This window comes from Nocardioidaceae bacterium (genome assembly GCA_018672315.1).
Classification (GTDB): Bacteria; Actinomycetota; Actinomycetes; order Propionibacteriales; family Nocardioidaceae; genus TYQ2.
The window spans coordinates 2877516-2889895 of sequence record CP076053.1 but is presented as its reverse complement, the minus strand read 5'-3'; the positions used below and the strand labels follow the sequence as shown (position 1 = coordinate 2889895).

13 protein-coding genes are annotated in these 12380 nt (G+C 72.8%); 4 read left to right on the top strand and 9 right to left on the bottom strand.

Going from position 1 to position 12380, the window contains the following annotated elements:
- Window positions 1-11: 11 nt before the first annotated feature.
- The 7 genes from KLP28_13910 to KLP28_13880 all read right to left on the bottom strand — a co-directional run bounded on the left by KLP28_13910 (window position 12) and on the right by KLP28_13880 (window position 6952).
- Complete coding sequence (locus KLP28_13910) at window positions 12-1172, bottom strand: acyl-CoA dehydrogenase family protein (protein QWC84649.1); 1161 nt, start codon at window positions 1170-1172, stop codon at window positions 12-14.
- A gap of 41 nt (window positions 1173-1213) precedes the next feature.
- Window positions 1214-2095, bottom strand: a complete 882-nt coding sequence (locus KLP28_13905) for an ABC transporter permease (GenBank protein QWC84648.1) — start codon at window positions 2093-2095, stop codon at window positions 1214-1216.
- Window positions 2082-2954: an ABC transporter ATP-binding protein gene (locus tag KLP28_13900; GenBank protein QWC86988.1), complete on the bottom strand. Its 873-nt coding sequence runs from the start codon at window positions 2952-2954 to the stop codon at window positions 2082-2084. The genes KLP28_13905 and KLP28_13900 overlap by 14 nt, the downstream gene beginning before the upstream one ends.
- A 118-nt stretch (window positions 2955-3072) precedes the next feature.
- On the bottom strand, window positions 3073-4242 hold the full coding sequence (locus KLP28_13895) for a hypothetical protein (GenBank protein ID QWC84647.1): 1170 nt from the start codon (window positions 4240-4242) through the stop codon (window positions 3073-3075).
- 57 nt (window positions 4243-4299) lie between these two features.
- The gene (locus KLP28_13890; protein ID QWC84646.1) at window positions 4300-5349 is read right to left on the bottom strand and encodes a Gfo/Idh/MocA family oxidoreductase; all 1050 of its coding nucleotides are present in this window, start codon (window positions 5347-5349) and stop codon (window positions 4300-4302) included.
- 59 nt (window positions 5350-5408) lie between these two features.
- Window positions 5409-6440 (bottom strand): alcohol dehydrogenase catalytic domain-containing protein, encoded by a 1032-nt coding sequence (locus tag KLP28_13885; GenBank protein ID QWC84645.1) that lies wholly within the window; start codon window positions 6438-6440, stop codon window positions 5409-5411.
- A 56-nt stretch (window positions 6441-6496) separates the two neighbouring features.
- Window positions 6497-6952, bottom strand: a complete 456-nt coding sequence (locus KLP28_13880; GenBank protein QWC84644.1) for a CBS domain-containing protein — start codon at window positions 6950-6952, stop codon at window positions 6497-6499.
- 9 nt (window positions 6953-6961) lie between these two features.
- Here KLP28_13880 and KLP28_13875 point away from each other — a divergent pair, with 9 nt between their 5' ends.
- On the top strand, window positions 6962-8221 hold the full coding sequence (locus KLP28_13875; protein ID QWC84643.1) for an MFS transporter: 1260 nt from the start codon (window positions 6962-6964) through the stop codon (window positions 8219-8221).
- Window positions 8222-8229: 8 nt separating this feature from the next.
- Window positions 8230-9261, top strand: a complete 1032-nt coding sequence (locus tag KLP28_13870; GenBank protein QWC84642.1) for a YihY/virulence factor BrkB family protein — start codon at window positions 8230-8232, stop codon at window positions 9259-9261.
- On the opposite strand, the gene KLP28_13865 is transcribed toward KLP28_13870, so the two are convergent.
- The gene (locus tag KLP28_13865; GenBank protein QWC84641.1) at window positions 9251-10591 is read right to left on the bottom strand and encodes a hypothetical protein; all 1341 of its coding nucleotides are present in this window, start codon (window positions 10589-10591) and stop codon (window positions 9251-9253) included. The genes KLP28_13870 and KLP28_13865 overlap by 11 nt on opposite strands.
- Before the next feature lie 173 nt (window positions 10592-10764).
- Between KLP28_13865 and KLP28_13860 the strand changes: the two genes are divergently transcribed.
- Together KLP28_13860 and KLP28_13855 are read left to right on the top strand one after the other, a co-directional pair.
- Complete coding sequence (locus KLP28_13860; GenBank protein QWC84640.1) at window positions 10765-11079, top strand: hypothetical protein; 315 nt, start codon at window positions 10765-10767, stop codon at window positions 11077-11079.
- Window positions 11080-11103: 24 nt separating this feature from the next.
- Window positions 11104-11799: a hypothetical protein gene (locus tag KLP28_13855; protein ID QWC84639.1), complete on the top strand. Its 696-nt coding sequence runs from the start codon at window positions 11104-11106 to the stop codon at window positions 11797-11799.
- Window positions 11800-11826: 27 nt separating this feature from the next.
- Here the strand turns inward: KLP28_13855 and KLP28_13850 are convergent, their stop codons facing one another.
- A complete protein-coding gene (locus KLP28_13850; GenBank protein ID QWC84638.1) occupies window positions 11827-12372 on the bottom strand; it encodes an NAD(P)H-dependent oxidoreductase in 546 nt (181 codons plus the stop codon).
- Window positions 12373-12380: the final 8 nt, after the last annotated feature.

Below are 12380 nucleotides of genomic sequence, written 5' to 3'. Positions count from 1 at the left end.
TGCGTACGGTCTCAGTCGCGAGCCAGGTGACGGCCGATGACCAGACGCTGGATCTGGTTGGTGCCCTCGAAGATCTGCATCACCTTCGCCTCGCGCATGAAGCGCTCGACCGGGAAGTCCGTCGTGTAGCCCGCTCCGCCGAACACCTGCACGGCGTCGGTGGTCACCGACATCGCCGCGTCGGTGGCGACGAGCTTCGCGATCGAGGCCTGCCGTGAGAACGGGCGGCCCGCGTCTTTCAACCGTGCCGCCGCGAGGTACGTCGCACGGGCCGACTCCACCGCCGCCGCCATGTCGGCGAGCAGGAAGGACAGGCCCTGGTGGTCGATCACGGCCCGTCCGAAGGTCTCGCGCTCCTTGGCGTACGCGACCGCGTGGTCGAGCGCCGACTGCGCCAGACCCACGGCCACGGCCGCGATGCCGAGGCGCCCGGCGTCGAGACCGGCCAGGGCGATGGCCAGCCCCTGGCCCTCCTCGCCCAGGCGCCGCTCGACGGGCACACGCACGCCGTCGAAGAGCATCGTGCCGGTGGTCGAGCTGCGCAGCCCCATCTTCGTCTCGGGCACGTCGGCGGTCAGTCCCTCGGTCTGGGCTGGCACCAGGAAGCAGGAGATGCCCGCCCGGTCGTCGCTCGTGCGAGCCATCACCTTGTAGTAGTCGGCCTCTCCCCCGTGCGTGGTCCAGGCCTTCGCGCCGCGGATGACGTACTCGTCGCCCTCACGCGTCGCCCGGGTCCGCATGGCGCTCGGGTCGGAGCCGGCGTGGGCCTCGGACAGGCAGTACGCGCCCAGCAGCTCACCGGCGAGCATGTCGGGCATCCACCGCTGCTTCTGCTCGGCCGTGCCGGCGTGGTCCAGGCCGAAGCACGACAGCGCGTGCACGCTCACCCCGACGCCGACCGCGGACCAGGCCCGCGCGATCTCCTCGACGACCTGCAGGGAGACCTCCGAGGACTGTCCCCCGCCGCCGAGCTCCTCGTCGTAGGAGAGCCCGAGCAGGCCGGCCTTGCCCAGCGTGCGGAACACCTCGCGCGGGAACGCCGCGGTGCGCTCGGCCTCGTCGACACGTGGCGCGAGCTCCCTGGCCGCGATGTCGCGGGTGAGCTCGAGCAGGGACTCCGCCTCGGGTGAGGGGAGCAGACGATCCACCGGTGCGCTGCTGGGTGCACTCATGGGTGCACTGTAGGCAGGCTGCCGCGGACGTCCTCAGCGCCTCAGGTGGTGATGTCCTTCGTGGTGAACCGGGCCCACGCGGCGAGGCCGAAGACGAGCGCGTACGCCGCGGCGACGTACGCCCCCTGTGCCATCTGGTCCCACCGCACCGGGTCGCGCAACAGGTCCGCGAAGTCGGACCAGTGGTGGGTGAGCAGGTAGGGGTGGATCCAGTCGATCTGCGGGATCGCGTCGAGGATGAAGCTCGCCGAACTGACCAGCACCGTGGCGATGGTCGCCCCGATGGGCTGCTCGGTGAGCGTGGAGATGAACAGCCCGACGACGGCGAGCGACGTCAGGCACATCGCGAGGTACGTCGTCGCCCCGGCCACCCGCAGCACCGCCTCGGCGAAGGAGATCGTGGTGCCCGAGAACAGGGCGAGGTCGCCGCCTCCGAAGAGCGCGACCCCGGAGACCATGCCGACGACGCTGACGGTGAAGCAGGCGATCACGGTGAAGACCGTCATGCCGCCGAGCTTCACGAGCAGCAGACGCGTACGCGAGACGGGCACTGTCAGCAGGTAGCGCAACGTGCCGGTCTGCGCCTCCCCCGCCACCGCGTCACCCGCGACCATCGCGACCGCCAGGGGCAGGAACAGACCCGACTCGGTCGCGAGCGCGGCGAGCGCCACGAACAGACCGTTGTCGGTGATGGCGCTGAAGAACGTCGGGCCGTCGCCGCCCGAGCCCGGCCCGGCGTACCGCACCGCCAGCGCGATGATCAGCGGAGGCAGGGCGAGCACGAAGAGCGCCACCTGGTTGCGTCGCCGGGTCAGCACGAGCCGCAGCTCCGAGCGCAGGAAGCGCAGGCCGCCACCCCGGCGCCGGGCGTCGGCGCCGGTGCTGGTGCCGGTGCCGGTGCTGGTCGCCTCAGCCGCTGACATCGAAGCCCTCCCCGGTGAGTGAGACGAAGACGTCCTCGAGCGAGGCCACGTCGGCGCGGAACCCGCGCACGGGCACGCCGTCAGCGACCAGGGACGCCAGCACCCTCTCCGGTTCCCGGTCCCCCAGGGCGGCGACCGCGCGATCGGATCCGGGCGCCGCGTCGGCCAGGCCCAGCGCGCGCAGCGAGGCCACCGCGGCGTCGGGGTCGCGGGTCTCCACGACCACCTGGGCGCCGGTGGCCGCGCGGACGTCGCTGGTCCGGCCCTGCCGCAACAGGTGTCCCTGGTGCATGACGGCGACGTGGTCGCACATCTGCTCGATCTCGCTGAGGAGGTGGCTCGAGACGACCACGGTCGTGCCGTCGGCCGCGAGGGACCCGACCAGCGTGCGCACCTCGCGGGTGCCCTGCGGGTCGAGGCCGTTCGTCGGTTCGTCGAGCACGAGCAGGTCACGAGGCCGCAGCAGCGCCGAGGCGATCGCGAGACGCTGCTTCATGCCGAGGGAGTACGCGCGGAACCTCTTGCTCGCGGCCGCCGACAGGCCCACCCGTTCCAGTGCCGCGTCGACCCGCGCGTCCGAGGTCGCGGGGTCGACCCCGGCGTCGGCCGCGTCGAGGCGTACGAGGTTGGCCCGCCCGGTCAGGTAGGGGTGGAACGCCGGCCCCTCGACCAGTGCCCCGACGCGCGGCAGCACGTCCAGCGCGCCCTGCGGCATCGAGGCACCGAGGACCTCGACGGTGCCCGCGGTGGGGCGCGCCAGGGCGAGCAGCATCCGGATCGTGGTGGTCTTGCCGCACCCGTTCGGTCCGAGGAACCCGAAGACCGCACCGCGCGGCACCCGCAGGTCCAGGCCGTGCACCGCGACCTGGTCGCCGTACGCCTTGCGCAGCCCGTCGGTGCGGACGGCCCAGGCCGCTCGGTCGCCGTGCTCGCCCTGCCCGGCCTGCTCGCCTCGCTCGGCCTGCGCGCTCACCGGCTCAGTCAAGAGCGTCGTACAGGTTCTGCGGCGTCACCGCGCCGAGCGCGACCCGGCCGTCGTCGGTGAGCAGCACGGAGAAGAGGGTGCCCTGCACCAGTCGGCCGCTGCCCCACGGTCCGGAGACCTCGGGCAGGCTCGCCAGCACGCGGCCGGCGTCCGGCTGGTCCGCGTCGCGACCCCCGTCGACGCCCGCACCGCTCGAGCCGCCCGCGCCGGTCAGGACCCCCAGGGCCGCCTCGGGCAGCTCGCCCAGCACGACGGTGTCGAAGCCCGTGCCCACGCGCTGCACGGAAGGACCCTCCGACGGCACGTCGTCCTGGGGGCCCCGCCGCGGCTTCAGGTCACCCAGGTCACCCAGGTCACCCAGGTCACCGGCATCGAGGCGCTCGACCTCGGAACCGGGCGGCGGGGTGAAGTCGAACAGGTCGGCATCCGGGGTCGAGAGGTCGAGGTCGGTGTAGCCGACCGACACGGCCGGCTCGTCGCTGCCGCGCGGCAGCACCTGCACGCGCAGCGGCATCGAGGTCTCGGCGTCGACGGCGAGCCTCACCGAGCCGATCAGGGTCGCCGCCGAGCGCGGGGTGACCACCAGCTCGTACGCGGGGCGTCCTGCCACCACGGCCGAGCCGTCGACGGTGACGTCGCTGGACTGGTCGAGGGTGAGCAGCACGCTCTGCGCGAGCAGCTCGGGAGTGACCGGCAGCTCGCCGGAGGACGACGCGTCGTCACCGGTCGCACCCGGCGGCAGAGCGGGCAGCTCGAGCCGGGTGGCGGTGCGGTCGGCGCTCGCGTACGTCCACACGGTGCGGCCGTCGCGGGTCAGCACGTACTCCCCGCTCTCGCCGAGCACCGCGACACGGGACCGCTCGGTGCCGTCGCGCCAGACGCGGACGACGTTCTCGCCGTCGAGCAGGGCGCTCGGCGACGCCTCGCCACCGATGCCGGGGAGGGCGGGCAGACCCAGGTCGACGTCGGTCTCGAGGGTGCCCGACAGGGCGTCGACGTCGACGTCCTGCAGGTCCACGAGCAGCTGCTCGGCCGTCCGCGGGGGCAGGTCGACCCGGTCGGCGCTGAGGGATGCCACGGTCGGGCCGCCGACGACGAGGGCGGCGGCAGCGGCCGGCACGAGCCAGCGGGACCGGCCGGTGGGACGGAGGGAGCGCGTCATGTCTCCAGTGTGCCCCGGGCGGTCACAGAAGCGGTCCCCCGCGCAGCCCCGCAGGCCTCAGCCCGCGCCGAGCGGCCCGCCGCCGACGAGGTGGCGTACGCGGTCCATCTGCTCTGCCAGCCGCACGCTCGCGGCGTGCGGCCACAGCGTCGACTCCAGCCGGCCGGCGGCGAGGCAGCGCGCGACCTCGGCGGCCTCGTTGCCGTAGCCGCTGCCCAGCACCGGCTCCTCCCCGGTGATCACGCGTTCCTCGCGGGCGTCGGGCCCGCCGGAGTCGTTGTCGCTGCCCGCGGCCGCCGGGGTGAAGACGACGCGGGGCGGGTGGTGGAACGGCGCCTCGAGGACCAGGGTGCCGGTGCTCGTCGCGACCAGCGCGTCCGTCGCGGGATGACTGGTCATGGTGACGGTCAGCGCGGCGACCGCACCCGAGTCGTACGCCAGCGCCATCGCGACGTCGGTGTCCACCCCGCGGTCGTCGACGGTGCCGACGGCCTGGACGGTCGCGGGCTCTCCCAGCAGCAGGTCGGCGAGGGTCAGCGGGTAGATGCCCATGTCGAGCACGGCCGAGGCCCCCAGGGCCGGGTCCCACATGCGCGAGTCCGGGTCGGCCGGCACCGCGAAGCCGAGCCCCGCACGCAGCTGACGTGGCTGGCCCAGCTCACCCGCTGCGAGCAGCCTCGCCGTCTCGCGGACGGTCGGGTGGCACGCCGTCCACATCGCCTCCATGCAGAAGACGCCACGGTCCCGGGCGTACGCGAGCAGGTCGGCGGTGGTGTGCGCGTCCAGCGTCAGCGGCTTCTCGCACAGCACCGGGAGTCCCGCGTCGAGGACCATGCGGGCGTGGGCGTCGTGGTGGCTGTGGGGACTGGACACGTACACCGCGTCGACGCCGACCGACGCGGCGTCGGCCAGCAGGCTCTCGTACGTGGCGTACGCCGCCCCGCCGTGCTCGGCGCAGAACGCCTCGGCGCTCCCGGCGCTGCGCGACCCGACGGCCACGAGCTCGGCCCCCGGGGTCACCGCGAGGTCCCGGGCGAAGGACCCGGCGATCTTCCCGGTGCCCAGGATCGCCCAGCGGGTCGGGGGGACGGACGGCGTCTGGCTCATGTGCCCGACGCTATCCGTCCACCCCCTCGCTCATTACCGGCCCGTACGGGCCGGTCCGGTCACGGCGTGACGAGCACCTTCAGCGCCTCGCGGTCGTTCATCGCGCGGTAGCCGTCGGGCACCCCGTCGAGGTCGACGGTGCGGTCGAAGACGCGACCGGGCTCGATGGTGCCGTCGAGGATGTCGGGCAGCAGGTCCTCGATGTAGGCCCGCGCCGGTGCGATGCCGCCGGTCAGCGTCAGGTTGCGCATCATCGTGTCGAAGCCGAACGGGACGTCGCCGTACTGCGCCGCCCCGACCCGGGAGATCACGCCCGCGTCGCGGACCGCGCCGACGCCCATCTGGACCGCCTCGAGCGTGCCCACGCACTCCAGCACCGTGTGGGTGCCCTGTCCGCCGGTGAGCTCCTTGACCTTCTCGGCACCCTCCTCGCCGCGCTCGGCGATGACGTCGGTGGCACCGAACTCCCGACCCAGGTCCGTGCGCGACTCGTGGTGGCCCATCAGGATGATCTGCTCCGCGCCCAGCCGCTTCGCGGCCAGCACGGCGGACAGCCCCACCGCGCCGTCGCCGATGACGGTGACGGTCGTCCGTGCGCTGACCTTCGCCATGACCGCGGCGTGGTGTCCGGTGCAGAAGACGTCGGAGAGCGTCAGCAGGGACGGCATCAGCTGCGAGTCCTGCTCGACGGGCAGCTTCACCAGCGTGCCGTCGGCCTGTGGGACGCGGACGGCCTCGGCCTGCCCGCCGCCGGTGTCGGCGCCCCATCCGCCGCCGTTGACGCAGGAGGTGTGGAAGCCCTCCGTGCAGTAGTCGCAGGTGTTGTCGCTGTAGAGGAACGGCGCCACCACCAGGTCACCCTTGCGCAGTCCCGAGACGTCGGAGCCGGCATCCTCGACCACGCCGATGAACTCGTGCCCCATCGGGCGGGGACCGTTCTTGGCCTTCATCGACTTGTACGGCCAGAGGTCGGACCCGCAGATGCAGGCGTGCGTGACCCGCACCAGGGCGTCGGTGGGCTGCTGGATCGAGGGGTCGGCAGCCTCCTCGACGCGCACGTTGCCGGCTTCGTACATCATCGTGGCCTTCACGGGGATTCCTCTCGCAGACGGGCTGATCCCTTCCCCCCTGCCCGACGGAGGAGGATTCAGGCGCCCCGCGGACGCCGGGATCCCGTGTCGGGATCGCCGTCCCCGCGCTCGGCGGCACGGGCTGCGACGCCGGCGTCGGAGCAGAAGCCGCGGCGGTGCCGCTTCAGGCACAGCAGTCCGAGGAGCCGGTCGTCCTCGTCGACCACGGCGACGCGCCGGGTGCCCCGCGCCTCGAGCACCGCGGTCGCCCGGTCCAGCGGCGTGCCGGAGACGACCACGCGGCCCTCGAGCCGCGCGTGGTCGAGCACGGGTTCGTGGGGTGCCGCGACCGGCGTCAGGTCCTCGCGGTGGACGGTGCCCACCAGCCGACCGTCGCGCACGAGCAGCAGCAGGTGCACGTGGTCGGTGAACGCCGCTGCGGCCTCGCCCACCGTCATGTCGGCGGGCCATGTCTTGGCGCGGGTGACCATCACGTCGTCCACACGTGCGGTGGGGGCGTCGAGGGCGGTCACGGTCCCATCGTGCCCGAGCGGGCCGCCGCTCACGCGGCGGAGGACGGTGACAGGCTCTGCGGCATGCCCGCGCCCGACTCCGCTCCCCCGACCGTGGGACGGTCCGAGGCGCTCCGGCTGGGCACGGCGATGGCGATGGCGGCGCTGGCGGCGTACGGGCTGCTCTACACGACCCAGGGCGTGCTGCCGCCGCTCGGGCGCGAGTTCGGCGTCGGACCGACCGCGACGTCGTTGACGATCTCCTTCGCCACCGGCGCGCTGGCACTGGCGGTGCTGCCTCTGTCGGTGCTCGCCGACGCGCTCGGGCGTACGACCGTGATGCGGGCCGGCCTCGTCGGGGCGGTCCTCACCTCCTACGCCGCGGCGGTGCTGCCTGCCTTCTGGATGGTCCTGGGGGCCCGCGCACTGACCGGTCTGTGCCTGGCGGGCGTGATCGCCGTGGCGGTCGCCCACCTCGGGGACGAGGTGCCGGGCCACCGGCTCGGCGCGGCGATCGGCATCTACGTCTCCGGCAACACCCTCGGCGGCATCGCCTCCCGCCTGGTGCCGGGGCTGACCGAGGACCTCGCCGGCTGGCGCGGCGGCGTCGCGGCCATCGCCACCGTCGCCGCCGTGGCGACGGCGGTGTTCTGGTGGCTGCTGCCTCCCGCGCGGCACTTCAGGCCGCGTCCGGCCGACCTGGCCTCGATGGTCGCCTCGGTGCGCCTGGCGCTCGCCGATGCCGGGACGCGCCGCCTGTGCGGGCTGTCGTTCGTGATGATGGGCGGCTTCGTCGCGACGTACAACTACCTCGCGTTCCGGCTCGAGGCTCCCCCGTTCGGCCTCAGCGTCGCGCTGACCTCCTCGCTGTTCCTGGCCTACCTCTCCGGCACCGTCGCCTCGCCGGTCGCCGGCCGGCTGGCCGACCGCTTCGGACGACGGCTGCTGCTGCTGCTCGGCTGCGGCACGGCGCTCGTCGGCATCGTGGTGACCCTGTCGTCCTCCCTCGTCGTGGTGGTCCTCGGACTCCTGGTGCTGACCACCGGCTTCTTCACCGCGCACGCGGTCGCGAGCTCGTGGGTGTCGGGTCGTGCGGGTGAGAGCCGGGGGCCCGCGGCGGCGTGGTACGTGCTGACCTACTACGCCGGCTCCAGCGTCTTCGGCGCGGCGGCCGGGCCGGTGTTCGGGGCGTACGGATGGAGCGGCGTGGTCGCCGTCGTCGCAGCGCTCTTCGCGCTCGGGGGGCTGCTCGCCGCAGGGGTGCGCGAACCGGACCCGATCGGGCCATGATGGACGGCGTGCCCCGCACGGACCCCCGCGACGCCGACGGTCGCGCCGCGGGCGCGAGCCGTCGCGAGCGCGTCGAGCAGCGCGTCGCGCACGTCGGCGAGGCACGCGACCGCTGGCTCGAGTCCTTCCTGCGTCGCCTCGACGCCGTCGCAGGTCGGCTGCCCCGACCGCTCGGTCCCGCGGTGCGGCTCTCCGTCGGCACGGTCCGGGCCTCCATCGCGGACCGGGTCGGTGGGCTCGCCGCCGAGGCGGCACTCTTCACCCTGATCTCCCTGCCCGCGCTGTTCCTCGTGGTGCTCGGGTCGCTCGGGTATGTCTCGGAGGTCCTCGGTCCCCGCGGCGAGGCACAGCTGGACCGGTTGGTGCTGGGGCTGCCGCGTGCGGTGCTCACGGACACCACCTACGCGCGCTACCAGGAGGTGGCGCGCCAGGTGCTCGACACCGGACGCGTCGACATCATCGGCCTGGGTCTGCTGCTCGGCCTGTGGACCGGGTCCCGCGCGACGCACCGGCTGCTCGGCACCATGACGATCGCGTACGACCTGCACGCCCAACGCAGCGTGTGGCGGCAGCGGGTCACAGCGATCTGGCTGACCGCGGTGGCGTTGCTGGTGGCGTTGATCGTGCTGCCGACCGTGGTGGTCGGGCCGCGGCTCGCCCGCGAGCTGCTCCCCCGGACCGAGGCGGTGACCACGACCCTGGACGTCGTGGACGCGGCGTACTGGCCCGTCGTCGCGCTCGTCGGGGTCGCCGCGCTCACGCAGGTCTACCAGGTGGGTACGCCCGGGGCCCGCCCGTGGCGACGCGACCTGCCGGGCGCCGCCCTGGCCGTCACCCTGTGCGTCACGGCGACCCTGGCGCTGCTGGCCTACCTGCGGTTCACCGGTGTCATGGGCGACCGTGAGGGGCTGGTCTACCAGCAGCTCGGCACGCCGATCGCGATCGTGTTCTGGATCTGGGGGTCCTGCATCGCCGTGCTCGTCGGTGCCGAGCTGAACGCCCAGATCGAGCGCATGTGGCCGAGCGACGTCAACCGATGAGGATGCCGGCGATCGCGGCGCTCATCAGGTTCGCCAGGGTCGCCGCGAAGATCGCCCGCAGCCCGAGGCTGGCGATGTCCGGGCGCCGCTCCGGGGCGATGCCACCCAGGCCACCGAGCAGGATGCCGAGCGACCCGAGGTTGGCGAACCCGGTGATCGCGAACGTGATCACGGCCGCGGACTTCTCGGAGTAGTCACCGATCTGCGGCGCGAAGTCGGCGAAGGCGACGAACTCGTTGACGATGACCTTCTGCCCGACGAAGGAGCCGGCGTCGAACGCCTCGTTCCACGGGATGCCGATCGCGGTCATCAGGGGCGCGAAGACGTAGCCCAGGATCTCCTGGAAGGTCAGGTCACCGTTGCCGAACCACCCGCCGACGACACCGAGGAGCAGGTTCGCCAACGCGATCAGCGAGATGAACGCGATCAGCATCGCGCCGATGGTGGCCGCGAGCCGCAGCCCCTCACCGGCACCGTTCGCCGCCGCGTCGATGACGTTGCGGTGACGGCTCCCCTGGGCCTCCTCCGCCGCCTCGGCCTCGGACTCGACATCGTCGACCGGCACCGACTCCCCCGTGTCGGACGTCGTCCCGCCCGAGGAGGACCGGCGTCCGCGCCGACGGGCCGCCGCCGCCGAGGAGTCCACCAGCTCCCGCTCGCGCTGGACCGCCGCGAGGTCGGTCTCGGGGATGATGATCTTGGCCATCAGCAGCGCGCCGGGAGCGGCCATGAACGACGCGGCGATGAGGTACTCCAGCGGGGCGCCCAGCAGCGAGTAGCCCACCAGCACCGACCCGGCGACCGTCGACAGACCGCCGACCATGACCGCGAAGAGACCCGACCGCGACAGTCCGTCGACGTACGGCTTGATCACCAGCGGCGCCTCGGTCTGACCGACGAAGATGTTCGCGGTCGCGTTGACCGACTCCGCCCGCTCCGTGCCGAGCAGGCGACCGAGGCCCTTGCCGAGCTTCTCGACGACGAACTGCAGGATCCCGAGGTGGTAGAGCACCGCCGTGAGTGAGGCGAAGAAGATGATCACCGGCAGCACCTGCAGCGCGAAGATCGACCCCTCCTCGGGGATCAGCGGACCGAAGACGAAGCCGATGCCCTCGTTGGTGGAGTCGATGACCGCCTGGACGCCGCTGGACAGCTTGTTCAGCGCGGTCTGGCCCACCGACCAGTAGAGGACCAGCACCGCGAACGACACCTGGAGCGCGAGGGCCCCGCCGACGGTGCGCCAGTTGATCGCGCTGCGGTCAGAGGAAGCGATGAAGGCGATGAGCAGCAGCAGTGCCATGCCTCCGATGCCCCAGATGAGGTCGATCACGACGGTCTCCCCTCACGACCGGCAGCAGCCGGCCTCGACGACACGGTCACCGCAGCCTCCCGCGTCGTACACGCCGTCAATCGCGCGATGCCGGATCGAGATCCGGGATCGGATCGACCGTCGAGGGGTACGGCGGCCGGGGAGACGACACCCGAGCACGAGGAGAGAGCACCGTGGGACACCAGCCGCCGAAGGGCGTCCAGGAGGCCGCGCAGCGCGCCCGGCGATGGATCGATGAGGGCGAGGCCGGCGACAACTTCACCGACACCGGCCGCGAGCGTGCGCGACAGCTCGCGAACGGTGAGGAGGTCTCCGACGAGGTGGTGAAGAAGATGAAGAACTACTTCTCCCGCCACGCCGGCGACAAGGACGCCGAGGGCTTCACGCAAGGTGGCGACGGATTCCCCTCACCGGGTCGCGTGGCGTGGGACGCGTGGGGTGGCGATCCCGGCGAGCGCTGGGTGGGCACCATCGACCTCGACGACTGAGACCGCGCTGCGGTTGAATCGCCCATGGTCGACCGCCGGCTGCCCCGCACCGTCCACGGCGTCATCGAACGCATGCGCGAGATCGACGCGGAGCTGCCACCCGGCGACGGTGTCGGCGTGTTCAACCACATGTACCTCGAGGTCACGCAGCGCATCGAGGCGATCCTGGCCGGCGGGGACCAGCAGCTGCGGTTCCGCGATCCCGAGACGCTCGCGAAGCTCGACGTACGTTTCGCGAACCTGTGGCTGCGCGCGTACGACGCCGCCGCCGCGGGGGGCGAGGTGCCCACGGCCTGGCAGCCCCTCTTCGACGCGCGGGCGGGCGGACGCTGGCCGATCCAGTACGCGCTGGGCGGCATGAACACCCACATCGAGCACGACCTGCCGCTCGCGGTCGTCGACACGTGCGTACGCCGCGGCCTGGACCCCGAGGAGATCCACGCCGACTACGAGGCCGTGAACGTCGTGCTGGCGCAGGTCGAGTCCGGCATCCGCCGCTCGTTCCTCACCTCGGTCGGGCAGGCCGCCGACGACCGGGTCGGCCCGGCCGTGCACCTGGTCAGCGCGTGGAGCATCGACAAGGCGCGCGACCTGTCCTGGACGACGGTGCAGCTGCTGTGGGCGCTGCGCGACCGCGCCTGGCTCGACCGGCGCGTCCGCGACGGGCTCGCCAGCACCGTCGGCATGGCGAGCCGCACGCTGCTGGCGCCGACCCGCTGAGCAGCACGTCGACCCGGCGGCCGCAGGTCAGCCGCGCAGGCGGCCCGCCATGTCCTCGACCTGGTCGAAGACGGCGCTCAGCTCGCCCTCGCGGCGCTCGAGCAGCGACAGCGCTCCGTCCGTGACATCGGTGAAGAGGCTCAGCGAGACCTGGCCGCGCACGACGACGGAGGAGAAGTTCGCCAGGATCGTGCGCCAGTGCTCGACGGCGCGCACGCCGCCGTCCGCGCCGTACGCCACCAGGCCGAAGGCCTTGCCCGAGAGCTCGGCGCCGACCGAGTCGACGGCGTTCTTGAACGCGCCCGGGACGCTGTGGTTGTACTCCGGCGTGACGAAGACGAAGCCGTCGAAGGTGTCGAGCTTCTCGGCCCAGGCCTGCACGTTCGGGTCGTCGTAGGTCTTGCCCGCGGCCATCGGCACCGTCGCGGAGGTCAGCAGCGGCACGTCGTACGCCTTGAGGTCCACGAGCTCGTAGTCGTGATCGCGGCCGGCGGCCTGCTCGGCGACCCAGTCGCCGACGACCTGGCCGAGGCGGTCGTCGCGGATGGATCCGAGGATGATGCCGATCTTCATGGTCTCTC

What these genes read in the sequence shown, in the direction of transcription:
- KLP28_13910 (QWC84649.1), bottom strand. Translation starts at nt 1,172, where the DNA reads ATGAGTGCACCCAGCAGCGCACCGGTGGATCGTCTGCTCCCCTCACCC.
- KLP28_13905 (QWC84648.1), bottom strand. Translation starts at nt 2,095, where the DNA reads ATGTCAGCGGCTGAGGCGACCAGCACCGGCACCGGCACCAGCACCGGC.
- KLP28_13895 (QWC84647.1), bottom strand. Translation starts at nt 4,242, where the DNA reads ATGACGCGCTCCCTCCGTCCCACCGGCCGGTCCCGCTGGCTCGTGCCG.
- KLP28_13890 (QWC84646.1), bottom strand. Translation starts at nt 5,349, where the DNA reads ATGAGCCAGACGCCGTCCGTCCCCCCGACCCGCTGGGCGATCCTGGGC.
- KLP28_13855 (QWC84639.1), top strand. Translation starts at nt 11,104, where the DNA reads ATGGTCGACCGCCGGCTGCCCCGCACCGTCCACGGCGTCATCGAACGC.
- KLP28_13850 (QWC84638.1), bottom strand. Translation starts at nt 12,372, where the DNA reads ATGAAGATCGGCATCATCCTCGGATCCATCCGCGACGACCGCCTCGGC.